Source organism: Pseudonocardia acidicola, assembly GCF_012911935.1.
GTDB classification, from domain to species: Bacteria; Actinomycetota; Actinomycetes; order Mycobacteriales; family Pseudonocardiaceae; genus Pseudonocardia; species Pseudonocardia acidicola.
This window is the reverse complement of the sequence record NZ_JAAXLA010000074.1, coordinates 1-25,642: the sequence shown is the minus strand read 5'-3', so window position 1 is coordinate 25,642 and position 25,642 is coordinate 1. Positions and strand designations below refer to the sequence as shown.

The following is a 25,642-nucleotide window of genomic DNA, read 5'->3' as shown; positions in this document are numbered from 1 at the left end:
AACAAGTGATTGTTTCGCCTTGTGACCTGCGGCAAGGCGACGATGACCGACCCAACGCGGGGGTGGGAGGTGCCTCATGACAGGTGCGGCGGCATGAGTCTGGACCGGACCTATCGGGGCCTTCGGGTGCTCGACCTGAGCGAGAACATCGCGGGCCCGCTGGCCTGTCTCATCCTCGCCGATCTCGGGGCCGATGTCATCAAGGTCGAGCGTCCGCGGTCCGGGGAGGCGACGCGCAGCCTCCCGCCGCGGTGGGGCCCGGAGAGCACGGTCTTCCTGACCGTCAACCGCAACAAGCGCAGCGCCGCGCTGGACATCACCGACCCGGTCGGGCGGGACGCGGTCCTGCGGATCGCCGCCCGTTCCGACATCGTGGTCGAGTCCTTCCGGCCCGGTGTCGCGGAGCGGCTCGGGCTGGGCTTCGCCGATCTCCGCCGGGTCAATCCGCGCGTCGTGCACTGCAAGGTCAGCGCGTTCGGCACGGGTCCGCTCGGCCACGACCGGCCGGGCTACGACGCGATCGTGCAGGCGTTCACCGGGATCATGGAGATGACCGGTGACCCGGACGGACGGCCGGTGCGGGCCGCCCCCTCGATCGTCGATGTCTCCACCGGCCTGTGGGCCGTCACCGCGATCCAGGCCGCGCTCGCCCGCCGGGCCGACGAGCCGGGGGCCCAGCACCTGGAAGCGACGCTGGTGGACAGCGCATTCTTCTTGATGTGCCACCAGGTGATGGGTTACCTGGGCACCGGCACCTTCCCGGGCCGCCTGGGATCCGGTGCACCGAGCACCGCGCCCTACCAGGCGTTCCGCACGGCCGACGGCGCGATGATGATTGCCGCCGCCACCGACCGCCTGTTCGAGAAGATGTGCCTGGCGCTGGACATCCCAGACGTCCTGACCGACCCACGGTTCCGGACCGTGGCCGACCGCGTGCGCGAGCGCGACGCCCTGACGGCCGCGATCGAGGCGCGCCTGGCCACCGCGCCCGCCGAGCACTGGCTCGCCCGGGTGTCCGCCGCCGGAGTGCCGGCCGGCCCCGTGAACGACCTCGCCACGGCGCTGGCCCATCCGGTCACCCTCGAGCGCGCACTCGTGCGAGACGCCGAGCCGCTGACCGATGACCCGCGCATCGACGGCCTCAAACAGCTGCGCCTGCCGATCGACACCGAGGGCTCCTGTGCGATGCGCGAGCCCCCGGCGGTCGGCCAGCACACCGCCGAAATCCTCACCGAGGCGGGACTGTCCCCCGACGAGATCCACCGACTCGTCCCCGACCCGATGACGGAAGCGACGGTGTCGCCGCGATGACCGATCTGACCACCGCCCCGACCGCCACCGAGCGCCGCGCGGCGCTCGAGACCAGCCACCCCACCTGGGCCCCCCGCACCACCGCCCAACTTCTCGACGCGGTCGCCGCGCAGTACCCCGATCGGCCGCTCGTGCTCGGCGACGACCGGACCTACACCTACGCGGACATCGCCGCCTGGTCCGGCCGGCTCGCCGCCGGTCTCATCACCGTCGGGATCCAGCCGGGCGACCACGTCGCGGTGGACATGGCGAACCTGCCGGAGGTCATCGCGCTGAAGTTCGCGGTCGCCCGGGTGGGCGCGGTGTCGGTGTCGATCAACTTCCTGCTCCGGCACGAGGAGCTCGGCTACGTGTTGCGGCAGTCAGACTCGACCGTCCTGATCACGATGGACCGGTTCCGCGACCTCGACTACCTCGCTGCGCTCGACCGGATCGCCCCCGGCTGGGAGACCGCCGCGGGCGGCGACGCGCTGCCCCGCCTGCGGCACGTGTTCGTCCACGGTACGGCCGGCCCACCGGAGCGCGGCCGCTCCCTCGACGAGCTCATCGAGCTCGGCGCGGCGGTCCCCGACGCCGAGGTGAGCGCCCGCACCGCCGCTGCCGACCCGTTCGCGACCTCGGACCTGCTCTACACCTCGGGTACGACGGGCGCGGCGAAGGGCGTGATGCTCCAGCACGACGCGGTACTGCGCACCGCGTACGCCAGCGCCTACACCCGCGCCTTCGGCGACGCGAGGCGGATGCTCTTCGCGCTACCCATTTACCACGTCTTCGGCTACATCGAGGGCACGCTCGCCGCCCTGTTCGTCGGCGGCGCCGTCTGCCCGCACGCGGTGTTCGACGCCGACCGCACGCTGCGCGACATCGGCCGGCACCGCATCGACGAGCTGATCTGCGTGCCCGCGATGACCACCGTGATCCTCGAGGCGGCCCGCAACGGCGAGTACGACCTGTCCTCGCTGCGGACGATGTTCTCCTCCGGCGGAGCGCACGCCCCGGACATGTGGGAGCAGATGTACGAGCTCCTCGGCGTCGACGAGATCTTCACCGCGTACGGCCAGACCGAGACCACTGCCTCCACCACCTGCACCCAGCCCGGCGACCCGCTCGACCGGCTGAAGGCGACCAACGGCTGCTTCAAGCCCGCCGGTGTCGCGGGGGACCCCGAGCTGGGCGGCCTGCTCGCCGTGTACAAGGCCGTGGACTCCGCGACCGGGGAGACCATGCCGCCCGGCAAGATCGGCGAGCTCGTGGTGCGCGGGCCCATCATCACCCGCGGGTACTACAACAAGCCCGCGGAGACGGCCGCGCTCTTCACCGAGGACGGCTGGATGCGCACCGGAGACCTCGGCCACATCGACGAGCAGGGCTACCTGACGCTCACCGGACGCAAGAAGGAGTCCTACCGCTGCGGCGGCGAGCTGGTCCTGCCCGGCGAGGTGGAACAGGTGCTGATCGAGCACCCGGACGTGGCCATCGCACACGTCATCGGCATCCCGCATCCGCGCATGGGCGAGGTGGGCTGCGTCTGGATCGTCCCCGGAAACCGCACGCCCACCGAGGAGGAGATCATCAAGTACTGCGCGAGCCGGTTGGCCCGGTTCAAGGTTCCGGCGGCCGTGCTGTTCACCGACGCCGACTCGCTGCCGGTGACGGCCACCGGCAAGGTCCGGAAGTTCCAGCTCGTCGAGCGCGCCGTCGCGCTGCTCGACCAGCGCGCGGCGGTACCGGCGGCCGGCGCTGCGGTGGCGTCGTCGTGAGCGGGCCCCGTGTCGTGGTCGTGGGCGGCGGTCTCGCGGCCGTGCGCACCGCGCAGGCCCTGCACGACCTGGGGCATCGCGGCGAGCTCCTCATCCTCTCCGCCGAGTCGGAGCCGCCCTACGACCGGCCCCCGCTGTCGAAGAATCACCTGCTCGGCACCCTCCCCGACGACGCACTCCGATTGCTCCCCCCGACCGGCTACGCGGATCTCGGTGCGGACCTCCGGCTCGACAGCCAGGTGGTGGCCCTCGACCCCGCGGTCCGGACGGTCACGCTCGCGGGCGGCACCGCCGTCCCCTACGACCGGCTGGTGATCGCCACCGGGGCGGGTGCCCGCCAACTGCCGGCCCTGCGCGACCGGCCGGGGGCGTTCGCGCTGCGCACGGCCGAGGACTCGCGGCGGCTCGCCGCCGTCGTCCGCGAGGGCAGGCCCGTCGCGGTGGTGGGCGGAGGCTTCATCGGCCTGGAGGTCGCCGCCACCGCGCGCACGCGGGACTGCCCGGTGACGGTCGTGGAGGCGCAGCCGGCACCGCTGCTGGGCGCTGTGGGACCCGAGGTGGCGGCGTGGCTGCAGGCGCGGCACGTGGCGCGGGGCGTGGACTTCCGCTGCGGCACCACGGCGACCGGTGCCGCCGACGCCCCGGGCGGCGGCGAGCGGCTGCACCTGGCCGACGGCTCGACCGTCGATGCGGACGCGGTCGTTGTCGGCGTCGGCGTCGTGCGCGACCTCGACTGGCTGGCCGCGGCCGGCCTCGAGGTCGACGGCGGCCTCGTGTGCGACGAAGCCGGCCGCACGAACCTGCCCGACGTGTTCGGGGCCGGCGACGTCGTCTGCCACCGCACCGAGCGGGGCCCGGTGTTGATCGGACACTGGACCGCCGCGGGCGACAGCGCCCGCCGGGCCGCGCACGCGGTGCTCGACCTGGAGCAGCCATCGCTGCCCGACGACGGCTTCTTCTGGTCCGATCAGTACGACCTGCGGCTGCAGTTCGTCGGCCGCATCGCCCCCGATGCCGAGTTCACCGTCGTCGACGGCGACCTGGAATCCGACTCGTTCGTGGCGCACTACCGTAGCGGTGGCCGCACCACGGGCGTCTTCGCCGCGAACAATCCCCGCGGGTTTCTGCGCAGCCGGGTGGAGCTGCGCAAGGCCCGGCCGACCGTCGCGGAGGTGGCTGGATGACCCTTTCGGACACGCTCGATGCCGTCGCCCGGCTCGAGCTCCACGAGCTGTACGCCCGCTACACCCACGCCTTCGACGAGGGCAGGTCCGGCGAGCTCGCGCAGCTGTTCACTGCCGACGGCGAGTTCGTCCGGCCAGGGGCCGAACCGGTCCGCGGCCGGGCGGCGCTGGCCGAACTGGTCACGGCCGCGGCGGCGCGGGGCACGGGCAACCGGCACCTCGTCTCGTCCATGGTCGTCGAGGCCGGCGGGCGGCCCGGCACCGCACGGGGAACGGCGTACGTGCAGGTCGTCGGCATCGGCGAGGACGCCGTGCGCCTCGTCGCCATCGGTCGGTACGACGACGAGTTCGCGCGAGAGGACGGCCGGTGGGCCTTCCGGTCACGCCGGTTCACGTCCTTCACCGGGTCGACCCTGGCCGGCGCCATCCTCGCCTCGAACTGGACGGCACCGCCACCGCCTTGATCAGCCGGGTCGGCGGAATCCTCATACCGAGGGATGCCGCTTGCACCGCCTCGTCCTCGAGCAGGTCACGGACCGATCCCCGCTGGGTGAGCCGCCCCTGCTCGAGACGCACCCGGACGACGTCTGCAGGGCCTCGACCAGGTTCTGCTCGACAGCAGCACGGTGATGCCCCAATCGGACAGCGTTCGGCGCACGGTCGTGCCGATCACGCGGGCCGACTGCGCGAGCGCCGCCATCTGCCGAATCGTGATCGGCGTTCTGTGGAACGTGCCCTCGTGCTCGATGGATCGCGTGAGGCCGTTGTCGAACGCGTTCATGTCCCGGTTGAGCTTCCCGTAGCGTGCGGTCGTCTCAATCACCGTGGCGGCGACACCATTGCTCCAGGTGCCGTCGAAGGCGTCGACGTTCTCCCGGGTCGCATCCCGGTGCATGGCGCTTCACCTGGCGACCGGCGATGCCGCCTGCCGCGTTCATCCCGTCGGCCTCGAGCTGGCGGGCTCGCAGGTGGTCTCCCCCCCGAGGGCGAGCCGGCCGACGACGCCGATCCGGATCGGGCGGGAGGCGCCGGTTGGCGCGGCCCCTGTCCGCACGCGGCGGAGCAACCGACCGTCAATGCGGCGATCAGCACCGAGAGACTGGTCCGCCGAGCCTTCGCGAGCGTCATCGGATCTTCCCTTATCGTTGACAACTGTTTGTTGAACCAGCCACTCGTTCGAGTGTCGGGGACGCGTAAGCCCACCTGCCCAGGGTGGGAATGGCCAGCAGGGCCGAGCCGCGAGGCGAACGACCGCACGATCGGCCCTGTTCACGGCAGGAGGTCGATCAGTGGCGAGGCGCAGGGAACGCGGCGTGCGTTCGGGCTCGGGGCCGGTCTCGGCCGAGGTCATCGAGCAGGAAGCGGTCCGCCTGTTCGGCGAGCGGAGCTACCCGGTCGTCGGCATGCGCGACATCGGCGAGGCCGTCGGCATCCTGCCCGGCAGCCTGTACGTCCACATCTCGAGCAAGGAGGACCTGCTCCTCAGGATCGTGGAGCGAGGCATCCAGAACTACCTCGACCAGATCGAACCGGTCGCCGCGGCGAGCGAGCCGGCGGGCGTGCGCATGCGGGAGGCGATCAGGGCGCACATGCGGGTGCTCGCCACCACGCTCGAGCAGACCAGGGTCGCCTTCAACCAGTGGACCTATCTGAGTCCGGAGAATCAGCAGCGCATCGTCGATCTGCGGCAGCGCTACGAGCAGGCGTTCACGACCATCGTGCGGGACGGTGTCGAGTCCGGGGAGTTCCGGCAGGTGCGTAGCCCCCGGATTGCCGTCCTCGCGACCATCGGGATGCTCAACGCCGCCGCGCAGTGGTACTCCCCCGGCGGACCGATGCCCCCCGAAGAGATCGGCGACGCCCTTGCCGACCATGTCCTTTCGGGACTCCAGCCCTAGCGGGCCGGGGCCGGGCTATCCGGCCGTCGTGAACTGCTCCCGCAGCCGGCGCTTGAGCACCTTGCCGTAGGCGTTGCGGGGCAGGTCGTCGACCCAGAGCACCTGCTTGGGCACCCGGTAGCCGGCCAGCTGGGCCCGGCACGCCTCGATCACCGCGTCGCTGTCGCGGTCGGCACCGGCCGGGACCAGGACCGCGGTGACCGCCTCGCCCCAGACGCGGTGCGGCAGACCGATCACGGCCGCCTCCTTGACCGCCGGCAGCTCCGCCAGCACCTCCTCCACCTCGCGGGCGTACACATTGGACCCGCCGGTCACGATCATGTCCTTCTTGCGGTCGACGATGTGCAGGTACCCGTCGCCGTCGAGGTGGCCGATGTCCCCGGTGTGCAGCCAGCCGCCGGCCAGCACCGCAGCGGTGTCCTCCGGCCGGTTCCAGTACCCGCTCATCGCCTGCGGGGCGCGGGCCAGGATCTCCCCGGGCTCGCCCGTGGGCAGGTCCTCGTCCGCGTCGTCGACGATCCTCAGCTCGACCCCGGGCAGCACGCGGCCGGCCGAGCGCACCAGCGGTGACGCCGGGTCGGCCAGGATGCGGCGGTGATCCTCTTGATCGAGCACTGTGAAGAACATCGGGGACTCCATCTGCGCGAACGACTGCACCAGTCGCCCCTCGAACGCCTCGGTGGCGTCGCGCATCGTCTCGGGATCGATCGGCGATCCCGCGTAGTACAGCCGGCGCAGGGAGGGTGGGACCGACCATCCCACCGGCCGGGCGTCGAGCATCATGCGGATCATCGACGGCACGACGAACAGTCCGGTGACGCCCTGCTCGACGAAGATCTCCAGAGTGCGCGCCGCGTCGTAGGACCGGCAGAGCACGTTGTGCCCGCCGAGCATGAGCGTGGGCAGCAGGAGGAAGCCCGCGCCGTGGGTCAGCGGCGCGACGTGCAGCGTCACCTCGTCCCCGCCCATGCCGAGCACCTCGACGGCCCGGTCGGCGACGCTGCGCCACGAGTCGTGGCTCAGCACGACCGCCTTCGGCGAACCCGTGGTGCCACTGGTGTACATCAGGCTCGCCGGGTTCCCGCCGGCCGCGGGTGCGGGCGCGGCCACCGGGGCCCCCTCGGTAGCGAGCCCGGCCAACCCGTGGCCGGTGTCGACCCGCACGAGATCCAGTCCGGCCACCGTGCCGAGTTCGGGCACCCGGGACACGAACTCCTCGGTCGTCACCAGCAGCCGGCTGCCCGAGTCGGTGAGCATGTGCAGGTAGTCGTCGCGCACCAGCCGCACGTTCAGCGGCACGACGACCAGGCCTGCGGCGATCGCCGCGAGGTAGCTCTCCACGTAGGCGTGGCTGTTGTGCTGCAGCAGCGCGACCCGGTCGCCCTCGCGCAGCCCGCGAGCCCGTAGCCCGCCGGCCAGCGCGGCCACGCGCTCGACGAGCTGCGCGTAGGTCAGGGTCGCCGGCCCGCCGGCCGCGTCGAGGTCCGTGACGCAGGGCCGGTCGGGGTACCGCCGTGCCGCGTCCCAGAGCACCTGAGCCGCGGTCGTGGTCACGGTGTCATCCATGCCCGGAAGGCTAGGAGCGTCAGTAGCCCCAAAGATATGGAAGATCCACGGGATCCGTCCCTGCAAAATAGAGTTCTCCACAAACCGAGGTGGCGATGCACGTCGACAGCGATCGGCTCCTCCGAACGGTCGCGGAACGAATGCGGCTGCGGACCGATGAGCTCGTGGCGCAGCAGCTCGCGGCGCTGCGCCGGGTCCGGTCGTACGACCGCGTCCCCGACGACGACCTGCTCCGTTCGTGCCACCGCAACGTCGCGCGTGTCGTCGCCACTCTCGAGCAGCACGACGCCCTGCCCGGGCACATCGAGGAGGACGAGCGCATCTCCGGCCAGCGCCGGGCACTGCAGGGCGTGCCGTCCGAGGACGTGGTCGGCGCCTACCGGACCGTGCTCGCCCTGCTCCGCGACGCGTTCATCGAGGAGGCGACCGCGGTCGGCGCCGACGCCACCTCGGTGCTCGCCGGCACACGCCGGCTGTGGGACCTGACCGACCGTTACAGCGATGTGCTGGTCACCGCGCGCCAACAGGTGGACATCGACGCTGCGCGCCGGGACGAGCGGAACCGAATGGCGCTGCTCCAACGCCTGCTCGCGGGGGGCGTGGAGCCGGCAGAGCTCGTCGAAGGCGGCGCGGTGCACGCCGTGCTGCCCGAGCGGGAGTACTGGGTGATCCGCGGCCGTCCCCGGCCCGGCGCTCTGCACCAGCTGGCCCGGCACATCGAGGCGCGAGGACCCGGGCGTCCACTGGTGGCCCCCACCGACGAGGACGTCGCGGGGATCGTCGCGGGCCGCCCGGGACCACTCGACGATGCCGTCATCGCCGTCGCCGGCCCGGTCCCGCTGGCCGACGTCCCAAGAGCCTTCGCCGAGGCGACCCGCGTGCTGACCGTGGCGCTGCGCTACGGCCGCGTCGGCGTCGTCGACCGCTCCTCGCTCTCGGTGCGCGTCGCCGTCGAGCAGCAGATCGACCTTGGCGAGCTGTTGTATCGCCGCTACGTCGCCGAGCTGGAGCCGACCCGCTCCGGCCGGGAGCTGCTGGCGACGGTGCGCGACCACCTCCACCTCCGCCGATCGGTCAAGGCGACGGCGAAGGCACTGTCGGTACACGAGAACACGGTGCGGTACCGGCTGGAGCGGTACCAGCAGCTGACCGGCTCCGACCTCGCGGACACCGACACCCTCGTCGAGGTGTGGTGGGCCCTGGAGTACGCCGGCATCCGCGACACCCGATCGGCCACTTAGGACACCCTCAGCTTGACACCGAGACCGCATACACAAACACTTGTTCGGCCTGTGTTCGGTGCGGACGCAGACCACTGGAGGTCTTCATGACGACGCCCCACCCGCGCGTGGCCGCGCAGTGACCGCCGGCCCCGCCCCCGAACGGCAGTCCCCAGCACGCGAGGCCATCTTCGCCGCGGCCACGCGACTGTTCGGCGAGCACGGCTACGCCGCGACGACGATGCGCGACATCGCGCGGGCCGTCGGCATCCTCCCGGGCAGCCTGTACGCCCACATCGAGAGCAAGGAAGCGGTGCTGCTCGAGATCATCGAGGGCGGCGTCGACCGGTTCAACGCCGCGATGGAGCAGGTCGACGCCCGCGACTTGCCGCCCGAGGCCGCCCTGCGCGAGGCGATCGGGCGGCACCTGGAGATCGTGGCCGACAATCCTCAGCGCACGCTCATCGTCTTCCATCAATGGCGGTTCCTCGGTGACGCCAACCGCCGTCGCCTGCTCGCCAAGCGGGCGCGTTACGAGGAGTTCTTCGTCCGAATGGTGCGGGCCGGCATCGCCGCCGGGGCGTTCGACCCGTGCCTGGATCCGAAGGTGACGGTCCTCGTCATCCTCGGCGCCCTCAACTGGACCCCGGAGTGGTTCTCGCCGACAGGTCCCGCCACGCCCCACGAGATCGCGAGCAAGATCGCCGACGGCCTCCTGGAGGGCGTACTGCTGCGCCCGCCCGCAATCCCGGCGGGTTGACGAGGACCGGCGCAAGTGGCAGCTTTGAACAAACAGTTGTTTGGAACGGAGGCTGCTCGTGCTCGACGGTGCCGTCGTGGTGGACGCCGTAGTCCATCCCTACAACCTTGACCCGGCAAACCAGAACCCGGAGGCCCGCGAGCAGCTCGAGGCGGTCTACGGCGCCCACGTCGTCGCGACCGGGCCCGACCATCCCGAGCACCTGCTCCAGCGTGACGAGTTCTTCTCGGACTTCCCGTTCGAGGCCATCGCCGACTCGTTGTTCGTGGAGAGCCCGGTGGATCTGGCGATCATCCATGCCCTGCCGAACCTCGGCTTCTGTATCGGTGACGTCACCGCGCCGGACCGGGCCGCGGCGTTCCGCGACCGCCATCCCGACAGGTTCCGGCTCTACGCCACGGTCGACACCCCCGTGACCGACGCGGCGATCGCCCAGCTGGAGCGGCAGGTCCGGGAGCTGGAGGTGGACGGCCTCAAGCTCTACCCCGCGTTCTTCTACGACGGTGGAGGCGCCGGCTGGCGCCTGGACGGCCCCGACTTCGCCACTCCCCTGCTCGAGGCCGCGCACGACCTCGGCATCCGCAACGTCGCCGTGCACAAGGCCCTGTGGCTGCCGCCTGCCCCGCGCAGCGCGTTCGACGTCGACGACGTCGGCGGCGCGCTGGAGCGGTTCACCGACATGAACTTCTACATGGTCCACGCCGGCGCGGCGTTCCTCGATCGCACCGCCCAGCTGCTCGCCCGGTATCCGAACCTGCACGCGACCCTGGAGTCGGTGTTCGCGTACGTCGTCGTACGACCGGCGGCCTTCGCGAAGGTCCTCGGCACCCTGCTGCGATCGTGCAGCGTCGACCAACTGCTGTTCGGCAGCGGCACGAATCTCTCCCACCCGGCACCGCTGATCGACGCCTTTGCGAACTACGAGTTCCCCGCCGATCTGGTGGAGGAGCACGGTTACCCCCAGCTCACGGCGGAGGACCGGCGCAAGATCATGGGCGGGAACGCGCTGCGCCTGCACGGGATCGACGAGGTCGCGGTGCGGGAGCGAACCGCCGACGACGAGTTCGCGCGCGAGCGCGCCCGCGGCGGCCACCGCCCGTGGGGCCGGCTGCGGGAGCGGGCGGCGGTGCAGCGGTGAGTGCGGCCGGTACCGCGATGCCGAGCCCGGAGCGGATCCGCGAGGAGCTGCGCCGGGTACCCGAGCCGTGCGCGATCCTCATGCGGCAGCAGGACGACATCGTGCGGATGGGCCTGGTCGACGAGATCGACTGCCGCGACGGCCACGTGCGAGTGGTGCTCGTGCTGACCGACGCGTCGTGCGTGCACTTCGCCGGGCTGCAGCGCTACATCACCGACGTGCTGACCGCGCTGCCGGGCGTGGACTCGGTCCAGGTCACGGCGTCGCGCACCGAGATGTGGACACCCGACCGCCGGATGCCGGCATGACGGCGCGCCGGCTCGCGTCCGAGCCGGGGCTGCTCCGCGGCACGGGACCGGGATTCGGGCCGCTCGCCCGCCGGTTCCCCTACGAGCAGCGCACCCTCCTGCACGTGCTGGCCGCCCGGGCCGAGGAGCGACCGGAGAAGGACTGGCTGGTCTTCGACGGCGGGGCGGACGAGCGTGACCGGCTGACGTTCCGCGGCGCCCAGGAACAGGCCTACCGCTTCGCCGCGGCGTTGCGGGACACCGGTTTCACGACGACGGCGCTGCTGCTGCGCAACCAGCGCGAGTTCATGCCGGCCTTCCTCGGCACCCAGGCCGCTGGCGGGGTCGCCGCGCCGCTCAACCCGGAGCTGCGCGGTCCCCTGTTGGCGACGGTGCTGGGTCGCTGCGGTGCGCAGGTGCTCGTCGTCCGCGCGGACCTGCTCGATGCGCTGGCCGGCGCGCCCTCCTTGGCTGGGGTACGGCTCGTGCTCGTCTGCGGCGACACCGCGGGCCGGGCCTCGGTCCACGGGGTGTCGGTCGTCGCGCTCGACGAATGGTGCGCGGGGCGGGGAACCGACCCCCCGGCGGCGCTGCCGGGCCCGTCCGACCTCGCCACGCTGGTCTTCACCTCGGGCACGAGCGGCGGCTCCAAGGCCGCGATGTGGCCGCACCACTACCTGTACCTGAGTTCCGCCGCGGTCTCGGACTCGCTCGGACACACCCAGGACGACGTCCTGAGCACCCCGTTGCAGATGTGCCACATCGCCGGGCTGCAGGTGTTCGCCGGCTCCGCGCTGCAGGTCGGCTGCACCGCCCACCTCAAGTCCCGCTTCTCCGTGCAGACGTGGTGGGAGGAGATCGCGGCGGACGGTGCGACGTTCGCGATGCTCATGGGGCAGATGGCGGCGATGATCCTCGACGCGGTCCCTGCGGCGCCCGAGCACCGGCTCGGCCACGTCTACATCCTCCCGCAGCCGGCCGGGCGGGAGGAGTTCGAGCGCCGCTACGGCACCACGGTCATCTGGCAGGGCTGGGGGATGACCGAGATCTTCCCGCACGTGCCGAGCAAGCACCGGATCGAGGACGTCCCGGCCGACACCATCGGGCCGGCGCCGTCATGGGTCGACTACGGGGTCGTCGACGAGCACGACCGCCTGCTCGCCCCCGGTGAGCTCGGCGAGATGGTTTACCGCCCGCTGGTCCCGGACTCCATGGCCCGGGGGTACTACGGCGATCCCGAGGCCACCAACCGCGCGTTCCGCAACTTCATGTTCCACACCGGTGACCTCGGCTACTACGACGAGCTCGGCCGGGTGCACTTCGTCATGCGCAACCAGGACGCCATCCGCCGGCGCGGCGAGAACATCTCCGCAGTCGAGCTGGAGAATGTCACGCGCGGCCACCCCGATGTCCTCGACGCCGCCGCCTATGCCGTGCCCTCCGAGCTGGGCGAGCACGAGGTCAAGCTCGACGTCCTCACCCGGGACTCGCTCGACCTGGACGGCCTGCACGCGTGGCTGGTCGAGCAGCTGCCGCGGTTCATGGTGCCGCGCTACCTCGAGCGCCGCGCGGAGTTCCCGCGCACGCTGTCCCAGCGCGTGGAGAAGTACAAGCTGGCGCGCGAGGGCGTGGACCGGCCCGAGGTCCGGGAGTACGCCGCTCCGCGGCGGGCGAGCACGGTGGGACAGCCGTGAGCAGAGCATCGCTCGCAGGGCAGATCCAGAAGGTCGACCACGTCGGCCTCGTCGTACCCCGCGTGGCCGACGCCGTCCCGCTCGTCTCCGACCACCTCGACCGGCGCGGCCCCGGGTTCCACCACATGACGTTCTTCGTCGACGGTGTACCGACCACTGTGGACCTGGTCGTCGAGGCCGGCTTCGCGGCGGCCGGGACGAGCGTGGGGCAGCCCCGGTGGTCGGAGACCTACCTGTCGCCGAAGGACACCTTCGGCGACCCTGCTCCAGTTCGTGGCCAGCACCCGCCCGCTGATGCCCGCGGGGGACTACGACCTGGCCGACGTGCTCACCGGCCGGGTCGTCTGGAAGGACTGGGTCGCCTCTGGCTCGAGGAGCGGTAGCCCACCGGCCGCGTCAGCCCGGGGGCCGCTCGGACACCGACAGGGTCGCGATCTCGGCCGGGGAGTAGCCGAGGCCGCCGAGGATCTCGGTCGTGTGCTCGCCGAGCCGCGGCGGTCGCCGGTATCCGGCAACCGGCGGACCCGCGATCGGCAGCCGGACCTGCGGCAGCGGAGCGCCCGGCACGACGGTCCCGCGGTCGATGGCGACCGGGTGCGCGACCGCCTCGCCGAGGTCGTGCACCGGACCGGCTGGGACGCCCGCGCGCTGAAGCAGCTCGAGGCACGCCGCCCGGGAGCGGACGGCGAGCCGCTGTTCGATCGCGTGGTGCAGGACGTCGCGGTGGCGCACCCGGGCCGCGGACCCGGCGAACCGGGCGTCGCCCAGCAGCTCGTCCGCGCCGAGGGCGCGACACAGGCGAGCGAACAGTCCGTCGTTCCCGGCAGCGATCATGATCCAGCCGTCCGCGGTCCGGAACGTCTCGTACGGCGCGGTGATCGGCGAGCCGGACCCGAGCGGGCCGGGGACCTCGCCGGTGGCCGCCATCCCGAGCACCTGGTGGGCCAGCAGCGCGAAGCCGCTGTCCACCAGGGTCGCTTCGACGTGCTCGCCGCGGCCGGTCCGTTCGCGGCGCGCGAGCGCGGCCATGACGGCCATCGCCGCCCACATCCCGGTGGACAGGTCGATCAGCGACGCCGCCGCCCGCACCGGGGGCCGGCCCGGCTCGCCGGTCATGCTCATCATCCCGGTGAAGGCCTGGATCAGCGGGTCGTAGCCAGGCAGGCCGGCACCCGCCCCCGCGCTGCCGAACGCCGAGACGGAGCAGTAGACGACGGACGGGTTGCGCCGGTGGACCGTGTCGAACCCGACCCCGAGTCGCTCGGCGGCCCCGGGCCGGAACCCCTGGACCACGACGTCCGCGTCCTCGGCCAGCCGCAGAAACGCCTCTGCCCCCGTCGCGCACGACAGGTCGAGCACGACGCTGCGCTTGCCGCGGTTGACCGAGTGGAACACCGCGGACTCACCGTCGAGGTGCGGCGGCATGGCGCGGGCGTCGTCGCCCCCGCCGGGTCGTTCGACCTTGACCACGTCCGCGCCCAGGTCGGCGAGGATCATCGCACAGAACGGCCCGGCGATCGTGGTCGTCAGCTCCAGGACCCGCAGCCCCCGGTACGTCTCTCCGGGAGGGGCCCCTGGCCCCCCGGTCGGCGTGATGAGCGGTTCTTGTGGCTCGTGCGGCACGCCTGCTAGCTTAGAACAAACGCTTGTTCATCCGGAAGGGGCGTGACCCAATGCCGCTGATCGCACCGTCGTTCGACGACTACGCGACAAAGTACGAGACCATCAAGCTGGAGCGCGACGAGGCGGGGATCCTCCAGGTCACCCTGCACTCCGACGGCAAGCCGGCGGTCTGGACGTCGCGGATGCACGACGAGCTGGCGTACTGCTTCACCGACATCGCCACCGACGCGGAGAACGCCGTCGTCATCCTCACCGGCACCGGCGACTCGTTCTGCGCAGAGATCGACTTCTCCAGCTTCAACCTGAGCACCGCCTCGGACTGGTCGCAGATCATCTTCGAGGGCCAGCGGCTGCTCAACAACCTCATCTCCATCGAGGTCCCGGTCATCGCAGCGATCAACGGGCCCGCGCTGATCCACCCCGAGATCCCCGTGCTGTCCGACATCACCATCGCCGCCGACACCACGAGGTTCGCCGACGGCCCGCACTTCCCCGCCGGGATCGTGCCCGGCGACGGCGCGCACACCGTCTGGACGCACGTCCTCGGGCCGCAGCGCGGCCGTTACTTCCTGCTCACCGGCCAGGAGATCGACGCCACACTCGCGCTGGAGTACGGCGTCGTCAACGAGGTGCTCCCGCTGCAGGAGGTATTGCCGCGGGCCCGCGCACTGGCCGAGATCATCGCCGCCAAGCCGCCACTCGCCCGCCGCTACGCCCGTGCCGTCCTGACGCGGGAGTGGAAGCGGCTCTTCCACGAGCAGCTCGGGTTCGGCCTCGCGCACGAGGCTCTGGCCGCGCTGACGCTCGGCGAATGAGCGCGCCGACCGTGTCGACAACGCCGACCCCGTTCAACCGGCTCCGGCACACCTTCGACGACTTCGCCGTCGGCGACGAGGTGCTCACTGCGGGCCGGACCGTGGACATCGGGGACATCGCCACCTTCGCCGGCCTGACCGGGGACCACTACCCCCTGCACACCGACGAGGAGTACTGCCGCGGCACCCGGTTCGGCGGCCGCATCGCGCACGGCCCGCTCACCTACGGCTTCGCCGTCGGCCTGGTCGCACTGTCCGGGTTCCTCGGCGACGCCATCGTGGCCTTCCTCGAGTGCCAGGGCCTGCGGGCACTCGCACCCGTCCGGCCCGGCGACACGATCCGGGTCCGGGCCGTCGTCGCCGAGGCCGAGCCCGGGCGCAAGCCCCAGAACGGCACCTTGCGCATCGACTACACCGTCATCAATCAGAAGGACGAGGAGGTCATGCAGTTCCGCATGGTCCTGCTCGCCCGCCGCGACACCCCCGTGGAGGACAGCGGTGACTGACGTTCCGGGCCATGGCTCACCGGAGGAGGCCGTCTTCATCGGCGTCGGTGAGCTGCCCTCCGGGCGGTACCCGAACCGCCCGTTCATGGGCGACCTCGTCAACGTCGCCGTCGCGGCAGTACGCGACGCCGGGCTGACGATCCCCGACATCGACACCATCCTGCTCATCCCGTGCCTGCACTCGCCGACCGACCAGGCCGACCTCGTCTTCTCCCGCGTGGTGGAGGAGCTCGGCCTGCACGGCCGCGCGAAGAGCAGCTACATGGTCCACTCCGGCGGCAGCACGAGCGACAACACGATCCGCGACGCTGCGGGCCTGATCGCCACCGGCCGGGCGCGGAACGTGCTCGTGCTCCAGGCGGAGAAATGGGGCTCGGCGCCGGTCAAGGACATGATCGACATGCTCACGGCCAACGGCATCCCCCGCGAGTGGGAGAAGCAGACCGGGCTGTCGTTCAACGCGGTCGGGGCGCTGATCCAGCTGCGGTACATGCACGCCAGCGGCTCGACCCCCGAGGACATGGCCTCGGTGTGCGTGGCGCTGCGGGAGTGGGCCCGGCTCAACCCGAACGCGATGTACAAGAACAAGGCCCTCACCGTCGAGCAGGTGATGGCCTCGAAGATGATCACCGACCCGCTGCACGCGCTCGAGTGCCCGATGCTCGCCGACGGTGCCGTCGGCCTGGTCATGACCAGCGCCGACAACGCCCGCCGGCTCGGCAAGGACCGCTGGGTCCGGGTCGCCGGCTCCGGCGGCTGCGTCTCGCACTACAGCATCGGGCAGGAGACCGACCTTGCCGTGCTGGGCTGGGAGAAGGCCTCGGTCGAGGCCTACGAGGAGGCCGGTTGGGGCCCCGAGGACGCCGACCTCGCCGAGGTCTACGACTCCTACGCCGCGGTGCTCACCAGCGGCCTGGAGGGCCTCGGCCTCGCGCCCAAGGGCGAGGCGGCGCGCATGTTCGCCGCCGGCGACTTCTCCCCCGGCGGCCGGCTGCCGGTGAACACCAACGGCGGCCTGCTCTCCGCTGGCCACACCGGCGTCGGCGGCGGGACCGCCCTGCTCGCGGAGGGTGTGCGCCAGCTCCTCGGCAAGGCCGGCCCGGACCGCCAGATCGCCGGCGCCGAGCGCGCCGTCTGCGGCGGCTCGGGCGGGACCTACATGGACAGCCAGGTGCTACTGCTGGAGGGGACGGGCCGATGAGCGACACCGGGATGGAAGCGCTGACCGAGCCGTACTACGCCGCGCTGCGCCGCGGCGAGCTCGTCGTGCAGCACTGCAAGGCCTGCGACCGCAACATCATGTACCCCCGCCACGTCTGCCCGTTCTGCCACGAGGCGGACCTCAGCTGGGTCGCGGTGTCGGGCACGGGCGTGCTGCACAGCTTCGCGGTGCACCGGGTCGGACCGCCGACGGGGTTCGAGGAGGACGTGCCGTACGCGGTCGGCGTCGTCAAGCTCGACGAGGGTGTGCAGCTGCTCGGGCGGCTCTGGCCGGACGAGGACGGCGACTGGGGCCGCTACGCGTGCGACGCGCGTGTCGAGTTCCACGGCGCCACCGGCGACGAGATCGAGCGCCGGCCGGTCGCCTGGTTCCGCCTGGCCGGATGAGAACCCGGGGCCCTGCGCGCGCCCGGAGTGGCCGCGCGGGGTCCCGCTATATCGGCGGGGATCGCCGTTTCGACGGATGTGCAGGACCGGCCCGGGGCGGGCCGGATGAGAAGGGTGCGGTCGTATGGGCAAGGTACGGATCGTCGGCGTCGGCATGATCCCGTTCGGTCGGGAGGTGAACCGCAGCGAGCGGGCCATGGTGGAGAGCGTGGTCGAGCTCGCGCTCAAAGACGCCGGCATCACCGCCGCCGACGTCCAGCGGGTCTTCTCCGGCAATGCGGCCGCCGGACTCGTCTCCGGCCAGGAGATGATCCGCGGGCAGGTGGCGCTGCAGGGCACGGAGCTGACCGGGGTTCCGCTGGTCAACGTGGAGAACGCGTGCGCGTCCAGCAGCTCGGCGGCCAACCTCGCATTCGAGGCGATCTTGGCCGGCCGGTGCGAGGTCGCCCTCGTGATCGGCGTCGAGAAGCTCTCCCATACCGACAAGGGACGCGCCTTCGCCGCGCTGGGCGGGGCCACCGACGTGACAGGCGCGGCCACCGGTGTCGGACCGGCGACCAACTCGGTGTTCATCGACGTCTACGCCGAGGAAGGCCGCACGTATATCGCCGAGCACGGCGCGACGGTCGAGGACTTCGCCGCCGTCGCGGTCAAGAACCGGCGGCACGGATCGCTCAACCCCCTCGCCCAGTACCAGCAGCCGCAGACGATCGAGGACGTGCTGGGCGCCCGGGTCGTCGTCGACCCGCTCACCCTGCCGATGTGCTCCCCCACCACCGACGGCGCCGCGGCGCTGGTCCTGGTCTCGGAGGCCTACGCCCGCCGGCTGGGCGTTCCCGGCGCCACGGTCCGCGCGACCCGCCTCGCCGCCGGGGCCGGGCGCGGTTCGGAGCCGGTGGCTGTCGCCGCGCGCGGTGCGTTCACCGATGCCGGCCTGGGTCCGGACGACATCGACCTGCTGGAGCTGCACGACGCGGCCGCCCCGGCCGAGATCCTGCAGTACGCCGAGATCGGGCTGTGCGCACCCGGCGAGGGGCACCTGCTCGTGCGCTCGGGCGCGACCGCGCTCGGCGGGAAGATCCCGGTGAACGTCAGCGGCGGGCTCATGAGCCGGGGCCACCCGATCGGCGCGACCGGCGCCGCCCAGCTCGTCGAGGTCTATCAGCACCTCACCGGCCGGGCCGGCGCCCGGCAGGTCGAGGGTGCCCGCATCGGCATGGCGGTCAACGCCGGCGGCTGGCTCAAGGGTGCGTATGCCGCGGCCGTCGCCACGATCCTGGAGGCCGCGTCCTGATGGGCGACCGCACCGACCTCGAGACCCTGTTCCACGAGCGGGTCGGCGACGGCGTCGTCCTGCTCACGATGAACCGGCCGGACCGCGGCAACGGTGTCGTGCCGGAGATCGCGCGTGACTTCGTCACCGCGCTCGACCAGTTGGAGGCCGACCGCTCGGTCCGCTGCCTGGTCCTCACCGGCGCGGGCCGGCAGTTCTCGGCCGGCGCCGACCTCAAGGCCATGCGCGAATACCTGGACCGGGAGCTGCCGGTCACCGGCGAGCCGTACAACGCCCGCGTCATCTTCCCGGTGATCCAGCGCGTCGTGGCCTCCCGCCTCCCGATCATCGCCGCGATCAACGGCGGCGCGACGGCCGGCGGGCTCGACCTGGCTCTCGCCTGCGACATCCGCATCGCCTCCACCGCGGCCAAGCTCGGCGAGACCTACATCAACCTCGGGCTGCCCCCCGGCAACGGCGGCACCTGGTTCCTCCCGCGGCTGCTCGGCTCCGGCATGGCTGCCGAGCTGGTGCTCACCGGCGACGTCATCGACGCGGCGCGAGCGCTGGAAATCGGTCTGGTCAACCGCGTCGTCGAAGCCGACGAACTCATCCCGACGGCGGTCGAGCTGGCCATGCGGATCGCCGCCAAGTCATGGCGCGCCGTCGAAGCTGCGAAGCAGTCCCTCCGATCGACGTGGCAGGTCGACCTCGCGACGACACTGGCGACGAACTACTGGGCTGCGGCGGCGCTCCACCCCGGGCCCGACGTCTCGGAGGGCGTCGACGCCTTCCTCGAGCGGCGGACGCCCGCCTTCAACCGCACGCCCGCGCGCGAGGACTGACCCCAACCGCAACACCCCTCACCCGCACCGGTCCGGCACCCGAGCACAGGTTTCGGGCTGGTGCGGCCTCCGGGCCAGGGTCGGTACCGACCCGCGCCTCGACGAGTCCACCGAGACCGGCCGGTGCCGCTGTGACCAGTGGGGGGCGGCGGCAGCGGGCAGTGCCGCTGGCTCGGCAGGCAGTGCCGGCGCTGCTGGCTCCGCGGGTGCAGCCGGCGCGGCGGGCGCGGCACTTGCGGCGGGGCCGCCGCTACGAAGGCGGCGGGACGGCAGTTGATCGACCGCGCGACGGAGCAGAGCGGCCCGTCGTGACCCGCCCGGACGGCACGACGCAGCGCGAACCGCGGTTGTACGGGACTTGGCGGCCCGAACGGGGCTGGGGCATCGGGTCGCTGTCGAGCAGCGCCACGATCACCGTGCTCCTCTCGGGACAACTCTGTGCCGTTGCGGCAGGTACTGATCCAGCCGATTCCCGCACCTCCGCCGACGGCCCACCTACACAGCGAGGCTCTCCGGCGGGAACGCCAGGAACGGGGTGAACTGCTCCCACGACGAGCGCCAGAGCCGGCTGATCGCCGGGTAGCGCTCGCCCCATTCGCGTTCGAACTCGGCGAACCGCGCCTCGGCCGCGTCGGCGGTCGGGGCCGTGTAGACGGTGCGCAGCCCCTTGGTGATTGCGCTCCAGTGCGCCTTCGACGCGTAGCGCAAGGGTGGCCCGCACCAGGTGCACGACGCAGCCTTGGACGGTGGCCAGTGGCCACACCTCGGCGATCGCCTCGGGCAGGCCCTTGAGTCCGTCACAGGCCACGATGCACACATCGGCGACGCCGCGGTTGCCCAGCTCAGTCAGGCCCGCCATCCAGTGCTTGGCGCCCTCGCCGCCGGTACCGACCCAGAGCCCGAGCACGTCGCGTTCGCCCTCGCAGTTGATGCCGAGCACGACGTAGATCGGCCGGTTCGCGACCTGTCCGTCGCGGATCTTCACGTGGATGGCGTCGATGAACAGGACGGGGTAGACGCGGTCGAGGGGCCGGTTCTGCCAGGTGGTGAGCTCGTCAATGACCTTGTCGGTGACCTTTCCAGATCAGCTCCCGGGACACCGCGGTGCCCTAGATTCCGGCCAGGTGCGCGGCGATCTCCCCGGTGGTCAGGCCCTTCGCGTAGAGGCTGATGACGGCCTCGTCGAAGCCCTCGACCCGGCGGGCATGCTCGGGCACAATCTGCGGCTCGAAGCTGCCGTTGCGGTCCCGCGGCACCGGCAACCTCACCGGCCCGACCTCGGTGCGCACCGTCTTCGGTGAGCTGCCGTTGCGATGGTTGCCCACCCGACCAGCGGTGCGGTCGCCCTTCTCGTAGCCCAGGTGCTCGGTCATCTCCGCGTCCAGCGCGGTCTGCAGCACCGTCCGGGTCACCCCGGCCAACAGCCCGTCCGGGCCGACCAGTGACACCCCGGACCGGCGGGCCTTCTCGATCAGCTCATGGACCAGTTGGACGTCCAGGCCCGCCGGCGGTGCCGACGGGCCTGCCTGCTCGACGGCCGACTCGCCCGTCGTTTCGATCTCCGTCAACGATGATCCTTCCCGGCCGGAGCTGCCGCTCCAGCCTGCCGGATCACCGCCTCACACACGATCTTGCTGACAGTCCCCACTTTTCAAGATCATGCGGCAACTCGGCCATGCGATCTGACAGTGAGATGCTGAGGTGTGAATCAGTGACCACCGACGCGAAGCTCGGGCCGCAGGCCCGTTGTTCAGTCGGGCCGCAGGCCCGTTGTTCAGGTAGTGGCTTCGAGGGTGACGGTGTGGCCGAGTTGTTCGAGTTGGTGGACCAGCCCTCGGGTGCGGTACTCGGTGGAGCGACGGCGTTGGGCCCAGTCCGGGCCGAGGTCGGCATAGTCGACGTGGTCGTGGACGACGTGCCAGTAGGCGATGAGCAGATCGTGGCGGGTCGCGCCGATGGCTTTGAGCTGGCCGCGGCGGCCGCGGATGTGGGCGTGGTGGGCGGCGCGGTAGGTGCCCTTCGTGCGGGCGGCGGCATGCGCGGCCTCGGTGAGCGCGGTGCGTAGGGCGACCGAGCCGTGCCGGGTCCGTCCGGTTCGGCTCTTCCCGCCGGAGATGTTGTTGCCCGGACATATCCCCGCCCGGCTGGCCAGGTGCGCGGCGGTGCGGAACACGGTCATGTCCGCACCGCACTCGGCGAGCAACATGATCGCTGTCCGGATGCAGACACCGGGGATGGTGCACACCCGTTTCAGCATGGCCACGAACGGCGCCGCGGCGGTGTCGAGGCTCGCATCGAGCTCGGCGATGGCGGCTTCGAGGAAGTCGATGTGGGCCAGCATCTGTGCGACCAGCAGCCCGTGGTGCTCGACGCGGAATCGGCCGGCCAGCGCCTCACGTAGGGCGGGGATCTTGCTGCGCAGCCGGCCGCGGGCCAACTCGGCGAGAGCGTCGGGGTCGGTCTGCCCAGCAACGCCTCCAGCTTCCCACTGCTCCGACAACGGATCCTGCTCAGCTGACCGACCACCGCTTCTGTACCAGAGCCGGAGATCGGACAGTCCCGAATGGCTTGCTGTCTGGCCATGCTGAATCCCCGATGGTGAAGCCGGGCGGCCATAGGGATCAATGCAGCCAAACGCCCTGCTCCGAGACTGCTGACGTTGTCACAGGTGACGTGATGGCTGTAGGGGCTGCGGAGCGTGCGGCGGAGGGTCCGGCGCGGTTGGCGAACTTCGCGTCGTCGGTCACATCGGGGGCCAGCGCGCCGGACGCGATCTTGAATGCTCCCGCGGCCGTGGGCACCGCGTGAGGCTCCGACTCCGTGCCAGCCTCAAGGCCTGAGGATGTTGGCAACGGGGTTGTTGCTGGTGCGGGTAGCTGGGTGGCCAGGGCCGCGTTGAGATCGATCCCCGCGAAGCGAGTGGCGATGGCGACGTCGAGTTCGTTGCTGATCCCGCGGAGGTGCCGGGCGACGGCGCGGTGCTGGATGCTGGTGGGGTCGAGGGAGGCGACGGCGGCGGGTTCGTCGGCGGTGCCCCACCGGTCCTGGCCCAGGCGCAGCGGGTGGCGAGTAATTGCCCAGGCCGCGAGTTCGTGGGCGGGTTGGCTGAGAAGGTGCTCACGCAGGGCACCGGTGATGGCGCTTCTTGATCTTGGCCAGAGTTGCTCACCGAATTTCCCCACTCGGTGGCGGTGGTCAGGATAGGGGTCGTCGGGTGTTGCCGGTGGTGGCGCGTCGGAGGGTGTCGGTGCGGGCGTGGTGGTCGCGTAGGCGGTAGGAGTCGCCGTCGAGGTTGAGCACGACGGAGCGGTGCAGGAGGCGGTCGAGCATGGCGGCGGCGACGGTGGTGTCGCCGAGGATCTCGCCCCAGGCGCCGACGCCGCGGTTGGTGGTCAGGATGATGCTGGTCTTGGTGTAGCGCTGGGCGACGACCTGGAACAGCGCGGACGCGGCCTCGGCGGGCAGGGGAGGTAGCCGAGCTCGTCGATGACGAGCAGGGTGGGGCCGGCGAAGAAGCGCATGGTGTAGGCCCAGCGGCCCTCGATGGCGGCGCGGTGGCAGCGGGCGGCGAGGTCGGCTGCGGAGGTGAAGTAGGTGCGGTAGCCGGCTTCGGCGGCCTTGCGGGCGAGCCCGACGGCGAGGTGGGTCTTGCCGGTGCCGGGGGGCCCGATGAGCAGGACGTTGGTCGCGCTCTCGAGGTAGCGGCAGGTGGCCAGCTCGGTGACCAGGGCGCGGTCGAGGGCGGGTTGGGCGTCGTAGTCGAAGTCCTCGAGGGTGGCGGGGGTGGGCAGTGAGGCGAACCGCAGCCGCCCGGCGAGGCGGCGGGTCTCGGTGGCGTCGACCTCGAGGGCGAGCAGGCGTTCCAGGGCGGCGGTCAGCGAGAGCTTCTCGGCCGCGGCGTGGTCGAGCACCGCGGGCAGCGCTTCGGCGGCGGTGTGCAGCTTCAGGGCGGCGAGATGCCCGCGCAGCTGCTGGTAGAGCCGTGCCTGGGCCGGGGTGCTCGGCTCGGGCATGCGCGGGGTTGCCGCGAGGGCGGCGGGCCCGGTCGTGGTGTGGCCCGTGTCGGCGCTGGTCATCGGAGGGTGTTCCTTCCCTGGGCTGCGGCGGTGTAGCGGGCGAGATCGACCACGACCTCGTCACCGGTGCTTGTGTCGAAGGTCGTGTCCGGTGTGGACGGGAGCTGATCGGGTGCCGGCTGCCCGGGGTGGGCGCGTAGCACGGCGGCCGCGGCCTTGGCGGCCGGGCCGGGTGGGATGCGCTGCTTGCGGCGGTGCGGGGGCGCGTCGGTGAACGCGGCCAGCACGGCCCGTTCCAGGGCCAGGACGTGTCCGGAGTCGCGGACGGTGGCCCCGGCCCCGGCGGGGGCGAGCCGGTGGCGGGCGATCACCGTCCCCGCGGCGGTGGCGATGTCGAGGTCGGTGGCGCCGAGCCGCAGCGCGACCTGGACCCGGGCGCGGGCCAGCTCGGGCGGGACCGAGTACTGGTTGCCGCGGAAGGACACCAGCGCCTGCGCCGACACCGTCCGCTCGACCCGCAGGACCGCGGGGAACGGGGCGGGCAGCGCGGCGAGGGGTTCGGTCGCGGCGACGGTGACCACCGTGGCCTTGCCGTCGGGAGTGGGGCGCAGTCGGGTGTCCCCGCGCAGCGCGCACCATCGGTCCAACGAGGCCTGGGCCTGCTCGATCGTCGTCTCGTCCGGGAGGGTGCGCCACCAGCGCTGCGCGGCGGTGTGATTGGCCTTCTCCACCACGCCCTTGCGGTTCCCGCGCCGCGGCGGGCAGACCGCCACCGACACCCCGTAGTGCTTCGTGACCGCGGCGAACGACGCGGTCACGACGCCGGAGTCGGGGTGGCAGACCGTGGCCATCCGGTCGAACCGCCACGTGTGGGTCAGCCCGCCGAGCGCGGCGGCGACCCGGTGCAGGGCGTCGATCAGGTGGGGCTGGTCGGTGGACTCGGCCAGCACCCCGCGCCAGCGGCTCGAGTGTGCCAGGGACCCGACCAGCAGGAACGCCTCGACCCCCAGCCCCAGTGCGCGGGCGGGTTCGGGAGCTCGAGCCAGTCGAACTGGGTCTCGACCCCGGGCGGGTGCTCGATCGGCGCGGAGGGCCGTCCCTTGGCCGGGCGGCAGGCCTCACACGGCGGGCGCAGCCCGCGGGCACGGAGCTGGCGGGTGAACGTCGGATACGAGCGCTGGTAGCCCAGGTCGACCAGCTCGTCGAACAGGGTGGTCGCCCACAGATGCGGGTCCTCGGCCAGGCGCTCTCGACAGTAGACGGCGAACGGGTCGAACCCGTCCGGGGTGGTGCGTTTGCGTTGTCCGGCAACGCGTTCACCGTTGAGGTAGGCGCGGATGGTCTTGCGGTCATGGCCCAGGTGCCGGGCGATCGCGGAGATCGTCCAGCCCCGGCGGTGGAGCGCGTGTGCGTCCACGTCGTCCTCCCGTGTGAGCATGAGAGGTGGAGGTCCCTTCGGGCTGCGGGTGGTGAGAGACCAGCAGCTTCGAGGGGACCTCCGCCGTCTCGGCGGAGCCACGCGGGTGGGGAATTTCAGTGAGCAGCTCTGGGGAGATTCACCTGAGCGCCGTCAACAGGTCGGCACCCAGCTCGACGCCGCGAACGTCCGACGCGCGTTCCGCCGGATCGCCACCGCGGCCAAGCTCCCCGCCAAGGACTGGACGCCGCGAGAGTTACGGCACAGCTTCGTGTCCCTGCTCTCCGACGGCGGCATGCCCATCGAACAGATCTCCCGCCTCGTGGGCCACAGCGGCACGTCGGTAACCGAGCTGATCTACCGCAAGCAGATCCGGCCCGTCGTCGACAACGGAGCAACGGCGATGGACCGGATCTTCCCGGCCGCGGGGACGTAGTCACTCACAAGGTCAGGGGCCCTGTCCGATGGTCTCGGACAGGGCCCCTGACAGTGATGCTGTGCGGCGTGGTCACCGGTCGGCGTCCACCGGGGCGGGGGCCGTTGATCTCACCTCCGATCTCGACGTGAAAGCCTCAGCGTCGCCGCTTGATCAGCATCCGCGGGATGTAGAGGCCGAGTCGGGCGGCCCGGCTCAGGGCCAGTGTCCGGTCGGAGGTGCCGAGCATGGCGGTGATGTGCAGGATGCGACCGGTCACGGTGGCTTCGGCCAGCTGCAGCCAGG

Annotated in this window: 25 protein-coding genes and 2 pseudogenes; 18 read left to right on the top strand and 9 right to left on the bottom strand. The window is 71.7% G+C overall.

Annotated features, from left to right (window positions below; translation table 11 throughout):
* Positions 1-93 precede the first annotated feature (93 nt).
* Genes HF526_RS28045 through HF526_RS28030 form a run of 4 tightly spaced genes read left to right on the top strand, consistent with a single transcriptional unit; the run spans position 94 to position 4,719 of the window.
* A complete protein-coding gene (locus HF526_RS28045; RefSeq protein WP_169384583.1) occupies positions 94-1,311 on the top strand; it encodes a CaiB/BaiF CoA transferase family protein in 1,218 nt (405 codons plus the stop codon).
* Positions 1,308-3,071, top strand: coding sequence for an AMP-binding protein (locus tag HF526_RS28040; RefSeq protein ID WP_169384582.1), 1,764 nt, complete (start codon positions 1,308-1,310; stop codon positions 3,069-3,071). Before HF526_RS28045 ends, HF526_RS28040 begins: the two co-directional genes overlap by 4 nt.
* Positions 3,068-4,255, top strand: coding sequence for an FAD-dependent oxidoreductase (locus HF526_RS28035; protein WP_169384581.1), 1,188 nt, complete (start codon positions 3,068-3,070; stop codon positions 4,253-4,255). The genes HF526_RS28040 and HF526_RS28035 overlap by 4 nt, the downstream gene beginning before the upstream one ends.
* Positions 4,252-4,719 (top strand): nuclear transport factor 2 family protein, encoded by a 468-nt coding sequence (locus HF526_RS28030; RefSeq protein WP_169384580.1) that lies wholly within the window; start codon positions 4,252-4,254, stop codon positions 4,717-4,719. Before HF526_RS28035 ends, HF526_RS28030 begins: the two co-directional genes overlap by 4 nt.
* A gap of 65 nt (positions 4,720-4,784) precedes the next feature.
* On the opposite strand, the gene HF526_RS28025 is transcribed toward HF526_RS28030, so the two are convergent.
* Positions 4,785-5,150, bottom strand: coding sequence for a hypothetical protein (locus tag HF526_RS28025; RefSeq protein ID WP_169384579.1), 366 nt, complete (start codon positions 5,148-5,150; stop codon positions 4,785-4,787).
* A 418-nt stretch (positions 5,151-5,568) separates the two neighbouring features.
* On the opposite strand from HF526_RS28025, the gene HF526_RS28020 reads away from it, so the two are divergent.
* A complete protein-coding gene (locus HF526_RS28020) occupies positions 5,569-6,153 on the top strand; it encodes a TetR/AcrR family transcriptional regulator (protein ID WP_211177905.1) in 585 nt (194 codons plus the stop codon).
* Between the two features lie 15 nt (positions 6,154-6,168).
* Here HF526_RS28020 and HF526_RS28015 read toward each other — a convergent pair whose 3' ends face one another.
* On the bottom strand, positions 6,169-7,719 hold the full coding sequence (locus HF526_RS28015) for a class I adenylate-forming enzyme family protein (RefSeq protein ID WP_169384578.1): 1,551 nt from the start codon (positions 7,717-7,719) through the stop codon (positions 6,169-6,171).
* Between the two features lie 95 nt (positions 7,720-7,814).
* Here HF526_RS28015 and HF526_RS28010 point away from each other — a divergent pair, with 95 nt between their 5' ends.
* The 6 genes from HF526_RS28010 (at position 7,815) to HF526_RS27985 (ending at position 13,201) form a co-directional block, all read left to right on the top strand.
* Positions 7,815-8,960, top strand: coding sequence for a PucR family transcriptional regulator (locus HF526_RS28010; RefSeq protein WP_169384577.1), 1,146 nt, complete (start codon positions 7,815-7,817; stop codon positions 8,958-8,960).
* 118 nt (positions 8,961-9,078) lie between these two features.
* A complete protein-coding gene (locus HF526_RS28005) occupies positions 9,079-9,699 on the top strand; it encodes a TetR/AcrR family transcriptional regulator (RefSeq protein ID WP_211177904.1) in 621 nt (206 codons plus the stop codon).
* Between the two features lie 58 nt (positions 9,700-9,757).
* Positions 9,758-10,837 carry an amidohydrolase family protein gene (locus HF526_RS28000; RefSeq protein ID WP_169384576.1) on the top strand — a complete coding sequence of 360 codons (1,080 nt, stop codon included), beginning with the start codon at positions 9,758-9,760 and terminating at the stop codon, positions 10,835-10,837.
* The gene (locus HF526_RS35815; protein ID WP_169384575.1) at positions 10,834-11,145 is read left to right on the top strand and encodes an iron-sulfur cluster assembly protein; all 312 of its coding nucleotides are present in this window, start codon (positions 10,834-10,836) and stop codon (positions 11,143-11,145) included. The genes HF526_RS28000 and HF526_RS35815 overlap by 4 nt, the downstream gene beginning before the upstream one ends.
* Positions 11,142-12,818, top strand: a complete 1,677-nt coding sequence (locus HF526_RS27990) for an AMP-binding protein (RefSeq protein ID WP_169384574.1) — start codon at positions 11,142-11,144, stop codon at positions 12,816-12,818. The genes HF526_RS35815 and HF526_RS27990 overlap by 4 nt, the downstream gene beginning before the upstream one ends.
* Positions 12,815-13,201, top strand: coding sequence for a VOC family protein (locus HF526_RS27985; RefSeq protein WP_211177903.1), 387 nt, complete (start codon positions 12,815-12,817; stop codon positions 13,199-13,201). The genes HF526_RS27990 and HF526_RS27985 overlap by 4 nt, the downstream gene beginning before the upstream one ends.
* 13 nt (positions 13,202-13,214) lie before the next feature.
* Here the strand turns inward: HF526_RS27985 and HF526_RS27980 are convergent, their stop codons facing one another.
* Positions 13,215-14,441 (bottom strand): CaiB/BaiF CoA transferase family protein, encoded by a 1,227-nt coding sequence (locus tag HF526_RS27980; RefSeq protein ID WP_211177902.1) that lies wholly within the window; start codon positions 14,439-14,441, stop codon positions 13,215-13,217.
* Between the two features lie 50 nt (positions 14,442-14,491).
* On the opposite strand from HF526_RS27980, the gene HF526_RS27975 reads away from it, so the two are divergent.
* The 6 genes from HF526_RS27975 (at position 14,492) to HF526_RS27950 (ending at position 19,488) form a co-directional block, all read left to right on the top strand.
* Complete coding sequence (locus HF526_RS27975) at positions 14,492-15,256, top strand: enoyl-CoA hydratase/isomerase family protein (protein ID WP_169384573.1); 765 nt, start codon at positions 14,492-14,494, stop codon at positions 15,254-15,256.
* Positions 15,253-15,762 carry a MaoC family dehydratase gene (locus HF526_RS27970; RefSeq protein WP_169384572.1) on the top strand — a complete coding sequence of 170 codons (510 nt, stop codon included), beginning with the start codon at positions 15,253-15,255 and terminating at the stop codon, positions 15,760-15,762. Before HF526_RS27975 ends, HF526_RS27970 begins: the two co-directional genes overlap by 4 nt.
* The gene (locus HF526_RS27965; protein WP_169384571.1) at positions 15,755-16,963 is read left to right on the top strand and encodes a thiolase family protein; all 1,209 of its coding nucleotides are present in this window, start codon (positions 15,755-15,757) and stop codon (positions 16,961-16,963) included. The genes HF526_RS27970 and HF526_RS27965 overlap by 8 nt, the downstream gene beginning before the upstream one ends.
* The gene (locus tag HF526_RS27960) at positions 16,960-17,370 is read left to right on the top strand and encodes a Zn-ribbon domain-containing OB-fold protein (protein ID WP_169384570.1); all 411 of its coding nucleotides are present in this window, start codon (positions 16,960-16,962) and stop codon (positions 17,368-17,370) included. The genes HF526_RS27965 and HF526_RS27960 overlap by 4 nt, the downstream gene beginning before the upstream one ends.
* A gap of 124 nt (positions 17,371-17,494) precedes the next feature.
* Positions 17,495-18,664: a thiolase family protein gene (locus HF526_RS27955; protein ID WP_169384569.1), complete on the top strand. Its 1,170-nt coding sequence runs from the start codon at positions 17,495-17,497 to the stop codon at positions 18,662-18,664.
* Positions 18,664-19,488 (top strand): enoyl-CoA hydratase/isomerase family protein, encoded by an 825-nt coding sequence (locus HF526_RS27950; protein ID WP_169384568.1) that lies wholly within the window; start codon positions 18,664-18,666, stop codon positions 19,486-19,488. Before HF526_RS27955 ends, HF526_RS27950 begins: the two co-directional genes overlap by 1 nt.
* Positions 19,489-19,998: 510 nt before the next feature.
* On the opposite strand, the pseudogene HF526_RS37550 reads toward HF526_RS27950, so the two are convergent.
* The 6 genes and pseudogenes from HF526_RS37550 to HF526_RS35800 form a co-directional block, all read right to left on the bottom strand.
* Positions 19,999-21,063 (bottom strand): annotated as a pseudogene (locus HF526_RS37550) (IS256 family transposase); the annotation flags it as partial.
* Between the two features lie 199 nt (positions 21,064-21,262).
* Complete coding sequence (locus HF526_RS27935; RefSeq protein WP_169384566.1) at positions 21,263-21,988, bottom strand: transposase; 726 nt, start codon at positions 21,986-21,988, stop codon at positions 21,263-21,265.
* Between the two features lie 121 nt (positions 21,989-22,109).
* Entirely contained in the window at positions 22,110-22,670 is a 561-nt protein-coding gene (locus HF526_RS27930; protein WP_169384565.1) for a hypothetical protein, read from the bottom strand.
* Between the two features lie 13 nt (positions 22,671-22,683).
* Positions 22,684-23,501, bottom strand: a pseudogene (istB, locus tag HF526_RS27925) (IS21-like element helper ATPase IstB).
* A 59-nt stretch (positions 23,502-23,560) separates the two neighbouring features.
* Positions 23,561-24,454 carry a Mu transposase domain-containing protein gene (locus HF526_RS35805; protein ID WP_338051807.1) on the bottom strand — a complete coding sequence of 298 codons (894 nt, stop codon included), beginning with the start codon at positions 24,452-24,454 and terminating at the stop codon, positions 23,561-23,563.
* Positions 24,421-24,942 carry a hypothetical protein gene (locus HF526_RS35800; protein WP_239029245.1) on the bottom strand — a complete coding sequence of 174 codons (522 nt, stop codon included), beginning with the start codon at positions 24,940-24,942 and terminating at the stop codon, positions 24,421-24,423. Before HF526_RS35800 ends, HF526_RS35805 begins: the two co-directional genes overlap by 34 nt.
* An 85-nt stretch (positions 24,943-25,027) precedes the next feature.
* Between HF526_RS35800 and HF526_RS27915 the strand changes: the two genes are divergently transcribed.
* Positions 25,028-25,357 (top strand): tyrosine-type recombinase/integrase, encoded by a 330-nt coding sequence (locus HF526_RS27915; RefSeq protein ID WP_338051806.1) that lies wholly within the window; start codon positions 25,028-25,030, stop codon positions 25,355-25,357.
* The last annotated feature ends 285 nt before the right edge of the window (positions 25,358-25,642 follow it).